Here is a 19,086-nt window from a genome sequence, read left to right as displayed (position 1 = left end):
TTGAAACTTTATTCTGTCAATTTTTTGATGTCTTCAAACTCTAATTTTAGCCTTTTTATGTCTTTATACGAGCTAATTTTTAACCTAAGTGGCACTTCTTTCATATTTTCTTGTTTTCTTTCCATCTCTATGCGCTTTAGCTCAACATATCGAACACCTATTGTAGATGTCCATCTGAATACTGCATCTACTACATCTTCAAAACTTTCACTTTTCACAATTACCCCAAGCTTATACGCAGGTCTTCCTTTTTTCATATAAATGGGAGTAAAATACACATCTAATGCACCAGCTTGCATTATCTTCTCAAGAGCAAGCGACAACTCCTCACCTGACATGTCATCAATGTTAGCAAATATTTCAAAGTATTCGCTATCCAAGTTTAGTTTTTTTTTCCTATGATTGCTCTTACTATATTAGGAATGGGAAGGTCTTTTGTTCCACTGCCATACCCAATTTTTTCTATTTGCATCCTTGGCATGTTCGCAAAACCGTTTGAAATTGCTGCTGCAATCCCTATACCAGTCGGAGTTATCAGCTCAGTACCAATATCTATAGTTGCAATTGGAATACCATTTTGTCTTGCTATCTCCAAAACAGCAGGTGCCGGCACAGGGATTATTCCATGCATTGATTTTGTAAACCCTCTTCCATCAGATAGTGGTGAGAACAAAACCTCTTGAGGCTTTAAATACTCAATACAAAGTGAAAATGCAACAATATCCACAATTGAATCGTCAGCGCCTACCTCATGAAATGCAATCTCTTCAATGTCCATACCGTGAACAGTTGCTTCGGCCTTTGCAATCTTTTCAAAAATTCTGATTGACAAATCTTTTACAGCTTCTGGCAGCTTACTTTCTTGTAAAAGCTTTTTGATATCTTTAAAGGTTCTATGATGATGGTGAGCATAATCATCGTGATGATGCTGCAAAACATTTACAACAAAATTTTGGGCTTTAATACCGTTCACCATTTTTTCTTTAAGGTCTATTTCAACATCAAGCCCAAGCAAAGCTATATTTGACTTTATATACTCAAAATCAACTCCCGCATCAATCAAAGAGCCAACCAGCATATCACCAGCAATTCCAGATGGTGCATCAAAATAGATAACCATAGTTTTCTCAAATCCCCTCTTTCAAAATTTTACAAATTTTCGTTTGCCAAAGAGTTTATCATATGCGCAACAACTGCCGCACCAAACCCGTTGTCAATGTTGACAACCGCAACACCATTTGCACACGAGTTTAGCATGGTAAGAAGCGCTGAAAGTCCTTTAAAGTTTGCTCCATACCCCACAGATGTTGGCACAGCAATCACAGGCCTTGACACAAGCCCAGCAACAACAGATGCAAGCGCACCTTCCATTCCAGCAACTGCAATAATCACGTTTGCCGACTGAATCTCATTAAGATGAGAAAATAGCCTGTGAATTCCTGCAACACCAACATCATATACTCTTTTTACATTATTCCCCAAAATCTCTAAAATAACTGCTGCCTCTTCAGCAACTTTCAGGTCAGCAGTTCCAGCAGACACAACTGCTACATGGCCTTTGGGGTTCTTCTTTACCTCAACCCTTTTTGCACAGACAATCCTTGCAACTTCATAATAGACTATATCCTCTTTTAGGTTTTCTTTTAGATATTCATAAAGTTCCTTGCTCGCACGTGTACCGATAATATTTACCTCTCCCTTTTCAATCATCCTTTCAAAAATCTTCAAAACTTGCTGCTCAGTTTTCCCTTCACAAAAAACCACTTCAGACATACCTTGGCGAATCTTTCTGTGATGGTCTATCTTTGCAAAGTCTATATCTTCAAATGGAAGTCTGGAAAGTATCTTGAGAGCTTCGTCAATAGATAGTTTATCTTCTTTTACATCTTCTAATATCTTTCTTATATCCATAGCCTTCTCTCCATTTTAATCTTTTTATTTCTGGTTCATACTTCCCATCCTATAACCAGACAGGTCAAGTGTGACAAACTTAAATCCAAGATCTTTGATTTTGTTTGAAATATCTTTTATCAGCTCTAAATCAAAAAATCTTGGAAACTCCTCAAAATCAACTTCAATTCTGGCAATATCGCCATGGTGCCTAACTCGTACTTGTTTGAAGCCTTTTTCAAGCAAAACTTCTTCTGCCTTTTCAATCATCTCAAGTTTTTGCAAGGTCACTTGGCTACCATAGGGTATACGGGTAACTAAACACGCCATTGATGGCTTATCAAAAGTAGGAAGACCAAATTCTTTTGACAAAAATCTTATCTCATCCTTGGTAAATCCAACCTCCAATAAAGGACTTTTTATGTTCTCTTCTTCTAAGGCTTTTCTTCCGGGCCGAAAATCTTTTAAGTCATCTATGTTTGAGCCTTCAACTATTTGGTTTATCTTCAGATCTTCTTTTAACTCTTTCAGTTTTTTTATCAAGTCCTTTTTACAATAATAGCACCTGAACATGTCATTTTTTAAAAAATCCTCATTGGCAAATATATCCCTCTCAAGCACAATTAGTTTTGCTCCTATAGAACCAGCAAGTTTTTCTGCTTCTTGCTTTTCTCTTTTGGGACTTAAGGCAGAGCTTGAAAAAACAGCAACGCAATTTTCGCCCAAAACATCATGGCAGACTTTTAATAAAAATGTAGAATCAACTCCCCCTGAAAACGCGACAAGTACGCTCTTGTATGACTGTAAAAGATCTTTTAATTTCTCAAGTTTCTCATAAGAAAGCTTTGGATCAAGCATTTATTCAAAACCTTCCTTTTTATTCTTTATTCAATATAATCGCAAATGTTGCTTTAAAAATATCATTTGGTTTTAAATAATAGTACTTGTTTTGAAGATATCCTTCATGCTCTCCCATCCACGGTTCTATGCAAACAAAATCGTAGTCTTTTAAAGACCACACGACAATGTTTTTAAAGCTTTTGTCTTTTACGAGTAAAAGCTTTTTGTCCTTGTCAAGAGTAAACTCAATGCTCTTGCTTCCAACATCAAAAAAATCAAGGTTAATCTCAGGTTTTGAAAAGTCAAGTTCTTTGAAATTTCCAAGGTCAACAAATTTCTTCTCAACATCATCAAAACATTTCTCGCAGTCAAGCTTAAGGGTAAACTCATCCTTGTTACACAGAAAATATGGATGAAACCCTGCATAAAATGGCAACTCGTCTCTGTCGTTGTTTTTTACAATCATCTCAACTCCAAAAATTTCATCGTTTATTGTGTACTTGATGAAAAGTTCAAAGTCATATGGATAAAATGTTTTTGTGAAGCCACTACTTGAAAGCTTTAATACTACCCCATTTTGAGAAAGCTCATCTATATAACCTACAACTTCCCAAGCAGTATCTCGTGCAAACCCGTGATTCTTCATTGGATATTCTTGACCTTTGAATGTAATTTTGCCGTCCACAACCCTTCCACATATAGGAAATAGAATAGGAATTCCGCCTCGGATATTCTTTGTTTTGTCAAACAGTGTCTCTTTGTTAAGATACAGTATGTCTTTGCCACTTAAATTCAGTAAAACAACAATTGCACCCCGTTCGGGTGCAACTGTAAAATATGAGTTTTTTGTCTTTGAGTATACTTTAATAAACTCCAAACCGTTTTCTACATAGCTTTCTACAAAATCCAAGCTTTCTTCCTCCCTTTTTTTACTCAACATGCAGTGAATAATTTGGTGCCTCTTTTGTAATATAAATATCGTGCGGATGGCTTTCTCTCACACCTGCTTGTGTAATTTTCACAAACTTTGCCTTCTCCTGAAGCTCTTTGATAGTCCTTGCACCGCAATAACCCATTCCAGCTTTAAGACCACCAACAAGCTGGAACACTGTATCCTCTAACGGCCCTTTATATGGCACTCTTCCTTCAACACCTTCTGGTACAAGCTTTGAAGCATCTTCTTGGAAATATCTATCTTTGCTTCCTGCTTTCATTGCAGAAAGTGAGCCCATGCCACGGTAAACCTTAAACCTTCGGCCTTGATAAATCTCACACTCGCCAGGGCTTTCTTCACAGCCAGCAAATAAGCTTCCTATCATAACAACATCTGCACCAGCCGCCAAAGCCTTGGTAATATCACCTGAATACCTTATACCGCCATCTGCAATAACAGGAATCCCATATTCTTTTGCAACCTCTGCGCAGTCCATGATAGCTGTTATTTGTGGAACACCAATTCCAGCTACCACTCTTGTTGTACAGATTGACCCAGGACCAATTCCAACTTTTATGCAGTCAGCCCCTGCTTTGATAAGGTCATGCGCAGCCTCTGCTGTTGCAATATTACCAGCCACAACCTGAAGATTTGGATATTTTGCTTTAATCTTCTTGACTGTCTCGATAACACCTTTTGAATGTCCATGAGCTGTGTCAACAACTATTACGTCAACCTGAGCTTTTACAAGTGCTTCAACTCTTTGTTCTGTGTCCTTTGACACACCAACTGCTGCAGCACACAAAAGCCTTCCTTTGCTGTCTTTCGCTGCATTTGGATACTTGACAGCCTTTTCAATGTCTTTTATTGTAATTAGCCCTTTTAAGTTACCCTCATCATCGACGATTGGAAGCTTTTCAATCTTGTGTTTTTTCATAATTTCCTTTGCTTCTTCTAAAGTAATTCCTTCTTTTGCAGTGATAAGATTGCTTGATGTCATAACCTCTTTTATAGGCTTTGAATAGTCAGTTTCAAACCGAATATCCCTGTTTGTTATAATTCCAACAAGCTTTCCATTAACTGTAACTGGAACACCTGAGATGCGGTATTTTGCCATCAGCTCCATAGCTTCATAGATCTTATTTTCTGGTGACAGGTAAAACGGATCAACTATAACCCCGTGCTCGGACCTTTTGACCTTGTCAACCTCGCTTGCCTGCTCTTCAATTGTCATGTTCTTGTGTATAACACCAATACCGCCTTCTCGCGCAATTGCAATTGCCATACGCGACTCTGTAACAGTGTCCATCCCTGCAGACATAAGAGGAATATTGAGTTTTATTGTCTTTGTAAGATAAGTAGAAACGTCAACATCTTTTGGCAGCACTTCACTGTACTGTGGCACAAGCAACACATCATCAAAAGTCAGTGCCTCTTTTATCACTTTGTCTTTAAAACCCATTTTTCTCAGTCTCCTTTTAGAAAAGTTTTGTTACCTGTAAATCTGGTAAGGCTTTTTCTGCAAAAATTTCTTAATCGCTTCGACAATCTCTTCATTTGGTTCAAACAAAATGCGTGTCTTTTTGCCATCGACGTTTGCAATTATAGCATACACGTTTTCTTCGCCTTTGTTAGAAGTGCAGTCAAACGACTGGACAATGCTTTTGTCATTTTTTTGAGCGTTGTACATACTGCTATCTTTTGAGGATATGAAATAGTCAATCTTTCGAATGTCTAAAGACACAACTCTGCTTCGTTTCCTCTGGGCAATAATCTTGTCTATATCAAGATAGTAGTTTGTTACAGCATATTCAAATTCAATATTGTAGTTTTTCGAAAGATAGACTGCTCCCCAGATTACCAAGACCAAAAGAACCGGTCCTAATGTGTTTAGAATTGGAATGAAAAAGGTAGCAAGTCCTAAAAGTATCCCACCTATGATTATCAAAACCTGTTTTGCCCTTTCGCTTGAGGTCTTTCTTCTGACTATCAACTGTTCGTGAAATACATCATTCATATTTAAATATCAACCCTCCGCCTCAATTTATCTTTAAAAAACTATTTTACAATCCCTATTCTGGAAAGAGGCCATATTCTAAATTCAACCTTGCCAATAATATCATCACGGGGAACATACTTGTGTTCCCAGAATCGGCTGTCGTGTGAGTCGTTCCTGTTATCACCCATCATGAAATAATGCCCAGGTGGCACTTTATACGGTCCAAAGCTCCCTACCATTGGCTCTTTTAGATAGTTTTCCTTGTACACTTTTCCGTTGATGTACAAAACACCATCTTTTATCTCTATTGTATCGCCCGGAAGTCCAATTACCCTTTTGACATACAGTGTTTTTCTGTCGTCAGGGTACTTGAACACAACAATATCGCCTCGTTTTACATCTTGGATATGCAGAGCGTATCCAAGCTTGTACACAAACAACCTGTCATTGAGTTGAATTGTGTTTAGCATCGACCCTGTGGGAACAATTACAAGCGAAAAGACATATGTTCTTAAAATAAGGGCAACTAAAACTGCTCCGCCTATCCACAAAATCCATTCAATAACTTCTTTGAGTACCTTGTTTTGTAGTTTTAATGTTTGCTCTTCCATTTTCATGACCGTCTCCTTCTTTGCAAAAAATAGAATTAAAGGCTTAAATATAAGTTTAAATGAATTTATTTATCAAGTCAATAATTAGAAGTTAGTCTCTCAGCTCAACAATGGTAACCCCTTGCTCACCCTCACCGTATGTTCCGTCTCTGAAAGACTTTACAAGCGGATGGCGTTTTAAAAAGTTCCTGATTGCCTGGCGCAAAACCCCTGTCCCTTTTCCATGAATTATTGTCACCTGTCTCAGGCCGCTTGTATATGCATCATCTAAATACTTATCTACATCCAAAATTGCATCGTCACTGGTCTTTCCCCTGACATCAATAGATAAATCAACGCTTTTTTCTCTGAGCTTGACATTTTTTGAGGTCGTTTGATAAACTTTTTTTTCTCCCTCTTCCACTTCTTCAATATCAGAGATATTGACATTTAGCTTCATAATTCCTATCTGAACAGTCAAATTTCCTTTTGAGTCGGGCAGGCTCTCGACAAACCCCACAGCATCAAAGCTTCTGACATACACCTTTTGACCTAAGCGAATATTTTGCAGTGTTTTTTTGGTTTTGGACTCAGCTTCTTGTTTTTCCTGCTGCGATATGCTTTGAATCAACCTTTCATATTCTCTTTTTTTCTCTTCTAACTCCTTTAAAACCTCTTTTTCTTTTAAGTTTTCAGCAAGTTTTCGAAGGTCTTTAAAAAGATTTTCTATTTCATACTGTGCTCTTTCTACAATCTCTTTTGCCTCATTTATGGCCTTTTTGCGAATTCTCTCTCTTTCAGTCTCAAACCTTTTCTTTTCCTCTTCATACGCTGCCTTTAAAGCTTGTGCTTCAAGCTTCAATTTCTGAGCAAGTTCAAGGTTTTCCTCAGCTTCTTTTCTCTTTTGTTCCATTTCGTTTATTATTCTGTCAAGATCAATTGTCTTTTGAGACAAATACCCTTTTGCCATCTCAACAATACCTTTGTCAAGCCCAAGATTAGATGAAATTACAAGCGCATTGCTCCTTCCAGGAATCCCTATCAAAAGCCTGTAGGTGGGCTGTAGGGTTTTTACATCAAACTCACAAGAAGCGTTTTCAAACCGATCTTCTTGCTGAGCAAATATTTTTAGCTCACCATAGTGTGTTGTAGCTATCACCTTGCTGCCCTTCTCAGAAAGATATTTCAAGATTGCCTTCGCCAAAGCCGCACCTTCTTCGGGGTCTGTACCTGCTCCAATCTCATCTAATAGCACAAGAGTTTTATCATCTACATTTTTTGTTATTTCAATAATATTTTTCATATGTGCTGAAAAAGTGGAAAGACTCTGGACTATACTTTGATCATCTCCAATATCAGCAAAAATCTTTTGAAATATGCAAAGCTCAGAACCCTCATCTGCTGGGATGAATATTCCGCTCTGGCAAAGAAGGCAAAAAAGACCAACCGTCTTTAGTGTTACAGTCTTTCCACCTGTGTTTGGGCCTGTTATTATAAGAACGTCAAATTCTTTGCCTAAATGAATATCAATAGGAACAACCTTGTCTTTTTCTATTAATGGATGCCGAGCTTTTTTGAGATTTATAATGCCATCTGTAGTTATTATTGGTTTGCTTGCGTTCATTTCCTTTGCCCAAATAGCTTTCGTAAATACTATGTCAAGCTCAACAAGTGCATAAAAAGATGTTTCAATTTCATCACTGCAGCTTGCTATCAAAGAAGATATCTCTTGTAAAATCCTTTCTATTTCCTCTTTTTCTTGATTTTTCAAAATTCTAATTTGATTTGATATCTCAACGCAAACAAAAGGCTCAACAAATAAAGTTGCACCTGTTGCTGACTGGTCATGTACAATTCCTTTCACTTCATTTCTAAACTCTGCCTTAACAGGAAGTAAAAGCTTTTCGCCTCTGATTGTTATAATTGGTTCTTGCAAAAACCTTTGGATTTTTGGGTCGCGAATCATGCTATTTAACTCGTCTCTTATTTTATTTTCAAGTTTTCTGATTTTATCTCTTATCTCCTTGAGCTTTGACGATGCTGTATCTAAGATTTCATCTGGTGTTAAAAATGTCTGGTCAATTCTTGAGATTACTTCTTTTAAATTTACAAGTCTTTTTTTCATACTTTCAAGAAAACTAAAGTCTTGTGTGTAAGAAAGATAAGTTCGCATCTCATAAGAAAGTTTCAACACTTTTCCAATTTGCAAAATCTCTTGTGGATTTAAAGTTGCCCCAAGCTTTGATTTCTTAAGGCTTGGCAGTATATTTTCAAACTCCAAAGTAGGTGGATTTCCATACTTAAGAACGTACCTGTAGCCTTCATCAACCTTATTAAGTTCATTTTCTATATCTGCAACATTGGTTGATGGAATAAGGTTTTCAAAATATTCCTTTGCTGGAATTGACTTTGCCATGTTTTTTAAAATCTCAACTATCTTGTCATACTCCAACGCTTTGAGTGTCTTTTGGTTCAACTTTCAAAACCCCTTCTTATATGAAATTTAAGTTCTCAAGTTTTAATTATACCACAAAACAAAAGCGGGCTTCTTAATTTCTTACTTGCCCGCTTCCAAGAATAATGTATTTTATAGTTGTGAGCTCTTTTAGTCCCATAGGACCTCTTGCGTGAAGCTTTTGAGTAGAGATTCCAATCTCTGCGCCAAAGCCAAATTCAAATCCGTCTGTGAATCTTGTTGAGGCATTTACATAGCAAGCTGCTGCATCAACAAAGTCCAAAAACTTTTGTGCATTGAAATAATCTCTTGTAACAATTGCTTCTGAGTGTTTCGAACCGTACTTATTTATGTGTTCTATTGCCGCATCAATGCTATCAACAACCTTCACACCTATTATCAAATCCAAATACTCTGTGTACCAGTCATCTTCAGTTGCCTCTTTTACTTCTATACCGTTTTGCTTGCAGATTTCAACTGTCTTACTGCAACCTCTTATTTCAACACCTTTTGTCATAAGCTTTTTTACAATCATTGGCAAAAAACTCTCTGCTATATTTTTATGAACTAAAAGCTTTTCAGCTGCATTGCAAACACCAGGCCGCTGTGTTTTTGCATTAATCACAATTTTCTCCGCCATCTCAAAATCAGCGCTCTCATCAACAAACACATGGCAGTTGCCAACACCTGTTTCAATTACAGGCACAGTTGCATTTTGAACAACTGTCTTTATCAAATTTGCTCCTCCGCGCGGAATCAAAAGGTCTAAATACTCATTGAGTTTCATCATTGCAACTGCTGTCTCTCTTGATGTATCTTCTACAATCTCTATGCTACCTTCATCAATCCCTGCTTCAATCAATCCCTCTTTCATTGTCTTGACAAGTGCAATGTTAGAATTTATAGCTTCTGAGCCGCCTCGCAAAAGAACACTATTTCCTGCTTTTAAACACAGCACAGCTGCGTCAACTGTCACATTTGGTCTTGCCTCATAGATTATACCAATTGCCCCAATTGGCACTCTTTTTTGTCCAATAATAAGCCCGTTTGGGCGCTTCCACATAGAAATAACCTCGCCAACTGGGTCTGGAAGCTTTATAACATCTTCTATCCCTTTGCAAATCTGTCTTATTCTATCTTCTGTTAGTTTTAGCCTGTCTAAAAGCGCACCCTTTATACCTTTGTTTTGTGCATTTTCCATGTCTTTTTGGTTTTCAACAAGAATGTATTCCATGTTATCTAAAATCTTTTTTGATATGCAGCTCAAGGCAAGGTTTTTCTGGCTTTCAGAAAGATTCATAAGTTTTTTTGAAGCCTCTTTCACCTTTTTTGCTTTGTAAATCAAGTCACTCATCTTTTCACTTCACTCTCCCTCTTTGATAATACTTCTTTGCAAATAAACAGTGTGCCAACATCTTTCCCTGCTAAGATATCCCTCAAAACTGATGGATTTTCTCCATTTGCAATTACCATAGGAATTTTATTTTGCATTGCAATCTTTGCTGCCTCAATTTTGGTTTGCATACCACCAGTTGAGTTCAAAGACCCAGCTCCTCCTGCGATGCTCTCTATGTATGAGTCAATCTCAAAAACCTCTCTTATAAGTTCTGCATCCTTGTTCAGTCTAGGGTCACATGAGTAAAGTCCGTCTATGTCAGAAAGAATTATCAGAAGGTCTGCACCAATTATCGTTGCAACATAGGCAGAGAGCGTGTCATTGTCGCCAAATTCAAGCTCTTCGATGGCAACAACGTCGTTCTCATTTACAATTGGAATTGCACCAAACTTGAAAAGCTGCTCAAAAGTGTTTTTAACATTCAGCATCTTTTTTTCTTCATCAACAACATCTTTTGTCAAGAGTACCTGGGCAACAACAACTCCATACTCACCAAAAAGCTTTTCGTAAATCTGCATTAAAATTCCCTGACCAATAGCTGCAAGCGCCTGTTTTTCCTGGGTTGTTTTGTGATTTTTTGTAAGCCCAAGCCGCCCCAAACCTGAGGCAACAGCGCCAGATGTGACAAGCACAACGTCTCTTCCTTCATTTTTTATGTCAGAAAGAACTCTTGCAAGTTTCTCCAGTCGCGAAAGATTTAGTTTGCCGGTTGGATATGTAACAGTGCTTGTTCCAACCTTAACTACAATCTTCTTGACATCAGCAAAATTCCTCATTAGCCTGCCCCCAGTACCTATTCTTTTTCTATTTTAAAATCTTCAAGGGATTTGTTAAAATATACATGATACTTATTATCTTCTTCGACGATGTAAAAATCTGTCTGTGTAACTAAATCGATATTGATTCTTCTTAGAAGTTCTTCTTGGATAATTGTGGCAATGTTTGGTATATACTTTTTTATGTCATTTTCATCAAGGCTTTTTACATAGATTGGAAGCTTTCCTTTTTGCGGTTTGTATATCTCTACATTGATAATTCCTGGCGATACAGGTTTGTCTGTGGGATATAGAAGCTTTGTGTTATAAAGTGCTTCCATTGCCTCTTTCCCCCTGCTAAAATTTAAAAATAGACCTTCCTCCTTTTTAATTCTACCAAATTGTATGCGCGCATTCAAAGGTTTTTGAAAAAATGATGTAAAGAAAGGAGAAAAACCAAAATGAGAACCTTCATTGGAATTGATTTCCCAAGAAAGCTAAAAGAGCAAATAGTCGAAGCACAGAGCTATTTAAAATCAATCAGTAAAAAGGGAAGGTGGAAGTACATCGATAACTTTCATCTTACTTTAAAATTCTTAGGTGAGATAGAATATGACCATGTTGAGAAGATTAAAGAGGTGTTAACAAAGAATTTAGAAGGTTTTTCTTCTTTTTCACTTAAGATTTTCTCTTGTGGATATTTCAAAGGAAGCAAAAACGCTTTGCGTGTTGTATATTTAAAGCCAGATGGTGATTTAGATAAGTTAAATAATCTTTATCAAATAGTGGAAGACTCTCTTTATTCAATCGGTTTTGAAAAAGAAAAAAGAGACTATACTCCCCATATAACAATTGCTCAGGATGTTATTTTGGATGAGTCTTTTGACAAGTTCAAGCAGTACGTTGAAAATTACAAATTTGACCTAATTCCTGTTGAGAGTGTTATTTTATTTTTAAGCGAAGAGATTGACAGAAAAAGAGTCTACACACCACTTTTTGAGATAAAGCTAAAGTAAGTAAATTTAATAAAAAATTTTTAGAAAGGACTGAGGATTTTAATATGCAAAAGACACAGGGTAGCGTTAGATTTGCATTCTCAGCTATTTCACTTTTTATTTTGGCAAATGCATTTATGGGAATTGGTGGTGGGATTAATGACACCATATTCAATAACTATATTGCAGCAACTTTTAAAATCTCACCTGTGGCACGAGGTGTGCTTGAGTTTCCTCGCGAGACACCAGGGTTTTTGATAATCTTTTTAATAGGCTTTTTATACTTCCTTGGGGATTTGAGAGTAAGCATTATAGCGACATTTCTTTGCTCTGTATCTCTGGTTGGACTTGGCTATTTTGCGCCAAGCTTTGCTCTTTTGATTTTATGGACAGCTTTTTACAACACAGGCACACACCTTAACATGGTTTTGACATCAAGCATTGGAATGGAACTTTCAAAAGAAAACTCTTACGGCAAAACCTTAGGGCTTATTGGCTCTGTTTCAACCGCCGCTGCAATTATTGGGTATTTCATTGTCATGGTCGGATTTAAATTCCTGAGTTTTTCATTCAAAACAGCTTACCTCATTGCTGCAATGATGTACATCCTTGCTGTAATTTTCTTGATGCCAATCAAAATGCCAAATGTAAGAAATCACAAAGGTCTAAAGTTTGTAATCAAAAAAGATTACTGGCTCTACTACGTTCTTTCTATCTTCTTTGGTGCAAGAAAGCAGATTTTTATCACATTTGCTCCTTGGGTGTTGATTAAAATATTTAGACAGCCTGTTTCAAATTTTGCTCTGGTTGGAATAATCTGCTCCATTTTAGGAATTGGATTTAGAAACATTATAGGCAGGCTTATTGACAAGCTTGGTGAAAAGAAGGTTTTGACATTTGATGCGATTGTTATTTTCTTAATCTGCATAGGATATGCTATGACCGAGAACATAAAGATAAAAAGCTTGGCTTTGGGCTTGGCATATGCGTGCTATATAATTGATAATCTAATGTTTGCAACATCAATGGCAAGGTCAACGTACATAAAGAAAATTATAAAACATCCTGATGATCTTACTCCAACTCTTTCAACAGGTACAAGCATGGACCATGCAGTTTCTATGAGCCTTCCTATGCTATCTGGCTTTTTGTGGAATAAGTTTGGGTATGAATATGTGTTCTTACTTGCAGCTCTCTTTGCGCTGGGGAATTTGTATTTTGTGAGGAAGATAGAAATTTGAAAGGAGGGGATTTTAAACATGATGGAATATTATCCTGAGGTTGTTCAGGTTATACCGACAGAAGACTATAAAGTTTATATTTACTTTGATGACGGCAGCATAAAACTCTTTGATGCTTCAAGTCTTCTTGAAAAGGGTGAATTTCAAAGACTTAAAGACAAAAAGTTTTTTATGGAAAGGTGCACAGTTTTAAATGGTACGCTTGCATGGGATGTGAGCGGCAACTATGATGAAACAACCTGTCTTGATTTAGACCCACTTGTTTTGTATCAGACCTGTCCTGATGTTGACGAACCAGAATGGTTGTTTAAACAAAGTGAGGACAAAAATACTAAATAGCAAAGAAAAAGGGTCCCTCTTCTTTGGTGGTTCTGATTTGTTAAAGTAAAGGGACCCTTTTATTCCTTTTTGTCAAATCCAGAGTGATAGTCTATTTGTTTATAAGATGTATAATCTTTTATAGCCTCTTTTTTGTATCTAAATGTTTTTATAGTCCTTTTTACCTCATCAAACTTTGCGCGAACAAGGATATTATTTTTTTCGTCAATGTCCTTTATCACTTTTAGCTTTTCCATAATAGATGAAGTCAAACTTTTGAGTAAAATCCCTGTCTCTTTGTCTATGTCAGTTATCTCATCAAAGCTTTTGATATTTTTTGCCTTTTTTATCCCCTCAAACTCCTTTATAAACTCATCGTCGAGGGTATTTATCCTTTCAATTAACTTCGCCTTCATATCAACAATTTTAGACAACTCATCAAAATTGTCATTTAAAATATAATCTTGTTGAAGATTTGTAAGCTCTAAAAACTTATCAACAAGCTTTTCCTTTTCTTCAAGAAGACTAATCAGTTTTTCATACATAAACCCCAACCCTTTTATTTATTTTTTTGCTGTCTTGCAATCTTAATTGCCTCTGCCCATGTAGCCCGCATCTCTTCAACAATTTCAAGAGCTTCCTGTAGATATTTTTTGTCCTTCTTTAAATTTGCCTGGATAAGCCATCTGTAAATAAAATCATATAAACTCATAAGATTTTTTGATATCTCATATTGCATATCAAGGGTTGACATAAGCTCTGTGATGATATTTTCGGCTTTTATAATGTTCTCATTTGCCTTGTCAAGCTTTTTTTCATCAATTGCTTGCATTGCAGCTTTAATAAACCTGATACAACCATCATATAGCATTAAAGTTAGTTCTTCAGGTGGTTTTGTCATTATAACCTCTTCTTGATATCTTGCTGCAGCATCCATAAAATCTCTTCCCCCTCATATTTTTTAAACTTGAAGTTTTTGTTTCTCCTCTATGTTTCATTTAACACTTCTATTGTCCGAACTCTTGTCATCTTCATTACTTACCACTGAATTGTTGAGAAAGCCATGAGCTTTGTGTATTCATTTGAGCAATCAGTCGTTCAAGCTGAGTAAATTGTCTGTAGTATCTATCCTCTATTTGTTTTAATCTTTCTTGCTCAGCATTCATTTGATCTGCAATGCTTCTTAATTGTTTACCAATATAGCTGTTGGGATCATAATAATTTGTAAAGTAAGGCTTGCCTGCTGTGTCATAAATTTTCTTCAAAGTATCATTTGCCAGCTTGTAAAATCTTTGTAAAATTCCTTGATTTTCTATTGGTGTATCGGGATCTGAGTCGGTGTAAGTGAAAAGTTTTACAAATGCATCTAAATTATTAGATATTGCTTCTCTAAGTTTGCCTTCGTCTCTTATATAAAGCTTCCCTTCTTTGCTCTCAAAGTAACTAAATGTTTCAATCCCTGCTTCTGTAATAACATCCAAACTTGAAGGAAGACCAGGTACTGCTTTATAGAGGTAATACCTTATATTGTTCAGAAAACTGCTTAATATAGGGTCATTATTCAATAGTCCCTTTTTTGCTGCCTCTTCCCATTTTTTAATGTCCTCTTCTTTCATCTGAGCCTTTTGGTCTTCTGTGAGAGGTGGATAGTCTCTATTTCTTTTTTCTGTAATTTTGCTGTAAATCTTGCTAACTAGGTCATTATACTTATTTATAAAATCCTTTACATTATTTACAATCGCATCAATGTCTTTAGAGACAGTAAATCCCACTGTTGCCCCAGTCGTATCTTTATTCAACGTTATAACCATTCCTAAAAAATTAAATGAATTTCGGGAATATTTTAAATTTAAATAAGCAACATTTCTTGCCAAATCGTTGATAGACACTTCTGCATTAGTTCCTTGTGTCCTACTATCTACCGTCAGATCTGATAAGTTTGGGTCTCCACCAGTATCTAACTTAAGTTCTATTAAACCAGTTTGTTTTGTGGTAACAAGAAGCTTTCCCAATGTCGAATCATAATAAGCACTCACTGTGCCCGTAGAATTTAGTTTGGATACTAACTCTGCTGCAAAACTATTTGCATCAGAAAATTTTGTCACATCTATAGTAAGATAATCAGAGGTGGATGGTTGAGTAGTTGAAAGTTTTACTGTTACATAATCGAAGGTGTTTATATCGGCGTCTGTTTGAGTGCTAATATTGACATATAGTGTGCTGATATTATTAGATTTTAGCCTATCAAAAGTTGCAGAAATATTTGAAAGCACCATCGTAGAAGGTTTTGCGATACTATTTATTGTTATTTCATAATTACCCTCTAAAGCATTGGCCGTTCCAGTAACATTTATATAGCCGCCATCAATTGCCGGACCTGTTGCTTTGAACTTAACAAAGTTACTTGAAAGCTTAAGATTAAATATATAATCTTTAAAACTTGAGATTTCTTTTGCCATATTCATATAATCTTCTCTTTGCCATTGAAGAAGCTGATGCTGCTGATATAGTTTATTATATCTTGCTTTCTGAATACTCATTAAGCCTTGTATAATTGAGTCTGTATCAAGCCCGCTTGCAAGTCCACCAATTCTTGTGTAATATTTGTAAACATTGTATGGATTTGTGTAATTTGTAGAGGTCGTTGAGCTTATATTCATTACTTCATCACCACCTATCTTCTCTCATCCACAAAAATGCCTGCAAGTTCCCAAAGCTTTGCAATTATATCCAAAATCTTCTCGGGAGGTATTTCTCTTATAAGCTCATTTGTTTCTTTGTCATATACTTTGACAACAATTTCATGTGTCTCTTTGTGTATCGAAAACTCAAGCCTTGTGTACTTTGCCTCAAACGCTTTATTTGCCTGATTTATCATTTTAATAAGTGTATCTTCATCAAGCTCTTTTCTGGTGTTCTTGTCTGCCAGCTTATCATTAACTTCTTCTTTGTTTATACTCTTTTCTTCCTGCAAGCTAACTTCGATATTTTCAAGTTTTGCTCTGCTGTCTTGAACTCTTGAGACTGTATTCGATATATCAACGGCTTTGACTCCAATGCCATCAACAACCATTTTCGCTTCCCTCTCTTTTTAGTCTTTTCTTATTATATTATCGGTTTTGAAAGGCTAAAAGTTTATTATTGGCTTATTTCTTTATAAAATAATTGAGAAAAATGTTGTTACTTTTGCCCAGTTTCTACGTCTTATATAATAGAAACAGAAATAAAGGAGGTACGTGTATTTGGATGAAAAATTCCTCAATTTTTTTAACAGATATTTTGACAACGCTTATAGATATGTGTTCTTCAAAGTGGGAAACAAATGGGATACAGATGACATAGTAAGTGAAGCATTTAAAAGAGTATATGAGAATTTTAGCAATATAAAAAGTTCGCCAAAAGTATATTTGTTCGTTACACTTCAACATGTTATAACTGATTACTACAGAAGAAAGAAAAATTTTTGCTTGGAAGATAGCTATAAAGACTTTTATTCATATGATCTTGAAGAGATTTTCGTTGAAAAAGAAGAATTAAATACTCTAAAAAAAAGCACTTAAAACTCTTAATAAGGAAGAATTAGAATTAATTAACCTAAGATTTTTTTCGCAACTTAGTTTTAAAGAAATTAGCACTGTGCTAAATAAGAGTGAGGGAGCATTGAAAATGCAATGTAAAAGAATTATTGAAAAGCTGAGGGTACATATCAAAAAATATTCGGAAGGTGGTAAAATATGATAAATTATTATGTGAGTAAACAATTGAAAAACCTCAGAAATCAAATTCCAGTTAATACTGAATTGAAAGAAAATCTCAAAAATAACTTTCAAATTAATCAAAACAAAAAAAGTAACAGAATTTTAAGATTTGTCACAGTAAGCTTATTTCCCATTGTGATAGCCATCTCTTTTGCCTTGGTATTCTTTTATTTACCCCAGGTAAGTTTCCAGAAAACCCGCGCAGAAAATTTATACGTAACTGACCAAGTGTCTTTTATTGATATAGCAGAAGGAAACTTCTTAGACATTTGTGAATACAATGGTTCTATTTACTTTTCTATTGAGAGTAAGGGAATATTTAGATACAACAGTAATGGTACAAAAATGATTTCCAGCGAAAACGCCCAAACAATTAGCATTTCACCTGATGGCAAGTTTTTGGTAATTTCATATAACGGTAATATAAAGCTTTTAGACCTTTCTACAGGTAAAGTATTGGAAATCTTTACAAACAAGACTCCTTATGTATATTATAGTGATGCAAAATTTTTATCAAATGACAGCATTGTATTTGTTAAAGAAGTTATAAAACCCCGAAAAACACATGGATTTGATATAGTCGAGGCAGGAATATACAAGATTAATTTAAAAACAAAAAGAATGAGTTCAAAATTAGCAGATGGCTTTTCACCTTCCGGAGTTGATGATTACATTGTATTTGAGAGAAATGGGAAGATATTTTTGAAAGATATTAAGAAAAATAAAGAAACTTATGTTGACGAAGGTAAATTTCCCTCTATTTCACCTGATAAAAAATATATAGTGTATGTCAAACCCTCAACAGTTGACTACAAATTAGAAAATGAAATAACAGTCAAGGCAGTGTTAAGTAACATATGGATTGCTGATTTTGACTTAAAAACAAAAAAATGCATGACTAATAATTTACCTAAAAAATATATTAAAAACTCGACCGATACCACTTTTTCAGAGGAAGGAATGTATAGCTATTACAATCCGATTTTCAGTAAAAACTCTAAACAAATATATGCTATAAAAACATATAATACTGAAGGAATACCTTCTAGAATAATTAAAATCAGTGCTGATTATAATAGCTTATCCCCAAAAGAAACAGTTGAAATTTTTATCCAAGCATTAGTTCGCCGAGACGATGATTTTGCTAAAACTTTAATGGAAAATCCTCCTCAATTTCTTACATGGAGCAATCCACATGTTGTAGGGTATGACATTTTAAATGAAGGACAAAAAGACAAGTTTAAAACGGTGGATGCAGATATATTTTACTCTGATACAGCTAATGCATATTGGAGTATAAATAGAACAAGATTTTATTTAGAACCAAAAGATGGCAAATACAAAATTATTAAAATGGAACTTTTAGAAGAGATAGAGGTATTTTCGTCCTATTCGATTAATAACGGGAAAAGTTTAGTTTTAAGAAAAGACATGGGTAAAACTAAAACTTTACTTACCCTTGATGAGATTCCAAAATCATTTTTGCCACAAAACAATTTTAGGCTTTCATCGCTTGCATATTCACAAAAACATGACCTACTTATCTTTACAATTCAGGAAATGAATAAGGGATATGTATTATTATTTGCTTACAGACCTCAAACTAAAGAACTAAAATTCGTAGATAAAATTGACCACATCGACAATAAGTACGATATAACAATTGTCAATCTCTTCATTGATAATTTTGGCGACCATATTGCTTTGGATTTATCAGCAAATGCAAAAAACGAATTTTATAATTTCGTCGCTGTTTATGACCTAAAAACTAATAAAAAGGTGTATGTCAATGATTTATTTAAAAACAAGGATGTCACTAATTGTAGAACTCTTTATTGGAAAAATCATGCTTTAGTAATTGAAACAAATTTTGAAAAAACAAATTTACTTTATATTTATAATGCTGAAAAAAGCG

General features: G+C 35.3%; 22 protein-coding genes. 6 read left to right on the top strand and 16 right to left on the bottom strand.

The window, feature by feature from the left end; all coding sequences use genetic code 11:
- Window positions 1–8: 8 nt before the first annotated feature.
- The 12 genes from larC to H964_RS07850 form a co-directional block, all read right to left on the bottom strand.
- On the bottom strand, window positions 9–380 hold the full coding sequence (larC, locus tag H964_RS13250; RefSeq protein WP_272943687.1) for a nickel insertion protein: 372 nt from the start codon (window positions 378–380) through the stop codon (window positions 9–11).
- A gap of 2 nt (window positions 381–382) precedes the next feature.
- Window positions 383–1,120, bottom strand: a complete 738-nt coding sequence (locus H964_RS13245; RefSeq protein WP_272943686.1) for a LarC family nickel insertion protein — start codon at window positions 1,118–1,120, stop codon at window positions 383–385.
- A 29-nt stretch (window positions 1,121–1,149) separates the two neighbouring features.
- Entirely contained in the window at window positions 1,150–1,911 is a 762-nt protein-coding gene (gene larB, locus H964_RS07895; RefSeq protein WP_039766398.1) for a nickel pincer cofactor biosynthesis protein LarB, read from the bottom strand.
- Between the two features lie 24 nt (window positions 1,912–1,935).
- Window positions 1,936–2,748, bottom strand: coding sequence for an ATP-dependent sacrificial sulfur transferase LarE (larE, locus tag H964_RS07890; RefSeq protein ID WP_039766396.1), 813 nt, complete (start codon window positions 2,746–2,748; stop codon window positions 1,936–1,938).
- Between the two features lie 19 nt (window positions 2,749–2,767).
- Complete coding sequence (locus tag H964_RS07885; RefSeq protein WP_039766558.1) at window positions 2,768–3,640, bottom strand: aldose epimerase family protein; 873 nt, start codon at window positions 3,638–3,640, stop codon at window positions 2,768–2,770.
- Between the two features lie 19 nt (window positions 3,641–3,659).
- The gene (guaB, locus tag H964_RS07880) at window positions 3,660–5,126 is read right to left on the bottom strand and encodes an IMP dehydrogenase (RefSeq protein ID WP_039766394.1); all 1,467 of its coding nucleotides are present in this window, start codon (window positions 5,124–5,126) and stop codon (window positions 3,660–3,662) included.
- A 30-nt stretch (window positions 5,127–5,156) separates the two neighbouring features.
- On the bottom strand, window positions 5,157–5,681 hold the full coding sequence (locus H964_RS07875) for a DUF6106 family protein (RefSeq protein WP_039766392.1): 525 nt from the start codon (window positions 5,679–5,681) through the stop codon (window positions 5,157–5,159).
- 41 nt (window positions 5,682–5,722) lie between these two features.
- The gene (gene lepB / locus H964_RS07870; protein ID WP_011917232.1) at window positions 5,723–6,280 is read right to left on the bottom strand and encodes a signal peptidase I; all 558 of its coding nucleotides are present in this window, start codon (window positions 6,278–6,280) and stop codon (window positions 5,723–5,725) included.
- 85 nt (window positions 6,281–6,365) lie between these two features.
- Window positions 6,366–8,729, bottom strand: coding sequence for an endonuclease MutS2 (locus H964_RS07865; RefSeq protein ID WP_039766388.1), 2,364 nt, complete (start codon window positions 8,727–8,729; stop codon window positions 6,366–6,368).
- A gap of 73 nt (window positions 8,730–8,802) precedes the next feature.
- Window positions 8,803–10,062 (bottom strand): glutamate-5-semialdehyde dehydrogenase, encoded by a 1,260-nt coding sequence (locus H964_RS07860; RefSeq protein ID WP_039766386.1) that lies wholly within the window; start codon window positions 10,060–10,062, stop codon window positions 8,803–8,805.
- Window positions 10,059–10,880, bottom strand: a complete 822-nt coding sequence (gene proB / locus H964_RS07855; RefSeq protein WP_039766384.1) for a glutamate 5-kinase — start codon at window positions 10,878–10,880, stop codon at window positions 10,059–10,061. Before proB ends, H964_RS07860 begins: the two co-directional genes overlap by 4 nt.
- Window positions 10,881–10,897: 17 nt before the next feature.
- The gene (locus tag H964_RS07850) at window positions 10,898–11,200 is read right to left on the bottom strand and encodes a hypothetical protein (RefSeq protein WP_039766382.1); all 303 of its coding nucleotides are present in this window, start codon (window positions 11,198–11,200) and stop codon (window positions 10,898–10,900) included.
- Window positions 11,201–11,320: 120 nt separating this feature from the next.
- On the opposite strand from H964_RS07850, the gene thpR reads away from it, so the two are divergent.
- Genes thpR through H964_RS07835 form a run of 3 tightly spaced genes read left to right on the top strand, consistent with a single transcriptional unit; the run spans window position 11,321 to window position 13,434 of the window.
- Window positions 11,321–11,875 (top strand): RNA 2',3'-cyclic phosphodiesterase, encoded by a 555-nt coding sequence (gene thpR, locus H964_RS07845; RefSeq protein ID WP_039766380.1) that lies wholly within the window; start codon window positions 11,321–11,323, stop codon window positions 11,873–11,875.
- Between the two features lie 44 nt (window positions 11,876–11,919).
- The gene (locus tag H964_RS07840) at window positions 11,920–13,095 is read left to right on the top strand and encodes an MFS transporter (protein ID WP_039766378.1); all 1,176 of its coding nucleotides are present in this window, start codon (window positions 11,920–11,922) and stop codon (window positions 13,093–13,095) included.
- A gap of 21 nt (window positions 13,096–13,116) precedes the next feature.
- On the top strand, window positions 13,117–13,434 hold the full coding sequence (locus H964_RS07835) for a DUF2442 domain-containing protein (protein WP_039766555.1): 318 nt from the start codon (window positions 13,117–13,119) through the stop codon (window positions 13,432–13,434).
- 59 nt (window positions 13,435–13,493) lie between these two features.
- Here H964_RS07835 and H964_RS07830 read toward each other — a convergent pair whose 3' ends face one another.
- The 4 genes from H964_RS07830 to H964_RS07815 all read right to left on the bottom strand — a co-directional run bounded on the left by H964_RS07830 (window position 13,494) and on the right by H964_RS07815 (window position 16,486).
- Window positions 13,494–13,958, bottom strand: a complete 465-nt coding sequence (locus H964_RS07830) for a flagellar protein FlgN (RefSeq protein ID WP_039766375.1) — start codon at window positions 13,956–13,958, stop codon at window positions 13,494–13,496.
- Between the two features lie 14 nt (window positions 13,959–13,972).
- Window positions 13,973–14,350 (bottom strand): flagellar export chaperone FliS, encoded by a 378-nt coding sequence (fliS, locus tag H964_RS07825; RefSeq protein WP_039766373.1) that lies wholly within the window; start codon window positions 14,348–14,350, stop codon window positions 13,973–13,975.
- A 97-nt stretch (window positions 14,351–14,447) separates the two neighbouring features.
- Window positions 14,448–16,073 carry a flagellar filament capping protein FliD gene (gene fliD / locus H964_RS07820; RefSeq protein WP_039766371.1) on the bottom strand — a complete coding sequence of 542 codons (1,626 nt, stop codon included), beginning with the start codon at window positions 16,071–16,073 and terminating at the stop codon, window positions 14,448–14,450.
- A 14-nt stretch (window positions 16,074–16,087) separates the two neighbouring features.
- Window positions 16,088–16,486: a flagellar protein FlaG gene (locus tag H964_RS07815; protein WP_039766369.1), complete on the bottom strand. Its 399-nt coding sequence runs from the start codon at window positions 16,484–16,486 to the stop codon at window positions 16,088–16,090.
- 169 nt (window positions 16,487–16,655) lie between these two features.
- Between H964_RS07815 and H964_RS11990 the strand changes: the two genes are divergently transcribed.
- From H964_RS11990 to H964_RS07805, 3 genes are all read left to right on the top strand, one after another.
- Window positions 16,656–16,973 (top strand): RNA polymerase sigma factor, encoded by a 318-nt coding sequence (locus H964_RS11990; protein ID WP_051109322.1) that lies wholly within the window; start codon window positions 16,656–16,658, stop codon window positions 16,971–16,973.
- Between the two features lie 28 nt (window positions 16,974–17,001).
- Window positions 17,002–17,151 carry a sigma factor-like helix-turn-helix DNA-binding protein gene (locus tag H964_RS13540; RefSeq protein WP_083931491.1) on the top strand — a complete coding sequence of 50 codons (150 nt, stop codon included), beginning with the start codon at window positions 17,002–17,004 and terminating at the stop codon, window positions 17,149–17,151.
- The coding region (locus H964_RS07805; RefSeq protein ID WP_039766367.1) for a hypothetical protein at window positions 17,148–19,086 on the top strand (1,939 nt) is incomplete at its 3' end. The genes H964_RS13540 and H964_RS07805, both read left to right, overlap by 4 nt.

The sequence above is a fragment of the Caldicellulosiruptor sp. F32 genome (assembly GCF_000404025.1).
GTDB lineage: Bacteria > Bacillota > Thermoanaerobacteria > Caldicellulosiruptorales > Caldicellulosiruptoraceae > Caldicellulosiruptor > Caldicellulosiruptor saccharolyticus.
Note: the sequence above shows the minus strand (reverse complement) of the source record. Positions and strands in the feature narration are given on the sequence as shown.

Bases quoted from the DNA above. Each gene is read 5' to 3' on its own strand.
- H964_RS13245 (WP_272943686.1), bottom strand. From the start codon at position 1,120: ATGGTTATCTATTTTGATGCACCATCTGGAATTGCTGGTGATATGCTG.
- larB (WP_039766398.1), bottom strand. From the start codon at position 1,911: ATGGATATAAGAAAGATATTAGAAGATGTAAAAGAAGATAAACTATCT.
- larE (WP_039766396.1), bottom strand. From the start codon at position 2,748: ATGCTTGATCCAAAGCTTTCTTATGAGAAACTTGAGAAATTAAAAGAT.
- guaB (WP_039766394.1), bottom strand. From the start codon at position 5,126: ATGGGTTTTAAAGACAAAGTGATAAAAGAGGCACTGACTTTTGATGAT.
- H964_RS07875 (WP_039766392.1), bottom strand. From the start codon at position 5,681: ATGAATGATGTATTTCACGAACAGTTGATAGTCAGAAGAAAGACCTCA.
- lepB (WP_011917232.1), bottom strand. From the start codon at position 6,280: ATGAAAATGGAAGAGCAAACATTAAAACTACAAAACAAGGTACTCAAA.
- H964_RS07860 (WP_039766386.1), bottom strand. From the start codon at position 10,062: ATGAGTGACTTGATTTACAAAGCAAAAAAGGTGAAAGAGGCTTCAAAA.
- proB (WP_039766384.1), bottom strand. From the start codon at position 10,880: ATGAGGAATTTTGCTGATGTCAAGAAGATTGTAGTTAAGGTTGGAACA.
- H964_RS07850 (WP_039766382.1), bottom strand. From the start codon at position 11,200: ATGGAAGCACTTTATAACACAAAGCTTCTATATCCCACAGACAAACCT.
- thpR (WP_039766380.1), top strand. From the start codon at position 11,321: ATGAGAACCTTCATTGGAATTGATTTCCCAAGAAAGCTAAAAGAGCAA.
- H964_RS07840 (WP_039766378.1), top strand. From the start codon at position 11,920: ATGCAAAAGACACAGGGTAGCGTTAGATTTGCATTCTCAGCTATTTCA.
- H964_RS07835 (WP_039766555.1), top strand. From the start codon at position 13,117: ATGGAATATTATCCTGAGGTTGTTCAGGTTATACCGACAGAAGACTAT.
- H964_RS07830 (WP_039766375.1), bottom strand. From the start codon at position 13,958: ATGTATGAAAAACTGATTAGTCTTCTTGAAGAAAAGGAAAAGCTTGTT.
- fliS (WP_039766373.1), bottom strand. From the start codon at position 14,350: ATGGATGCTGCAGCAAGATATCAAGAAGAGGTTATAATGACAAAACCA.
- fliD (WP_039766371.1), bottom strand. From the start codon at position 16,073: ATGAATATAAGCTCAACGACCTCTACAAATTACACAAATCCATACAAT.
- H964_RS07815 (WP_039766369.1), bottom strand. From the start codon at position 16,486: ATGGTTGTTGATGGCATTGGAGTCAAAGCCGTTGATATATCGAATACA.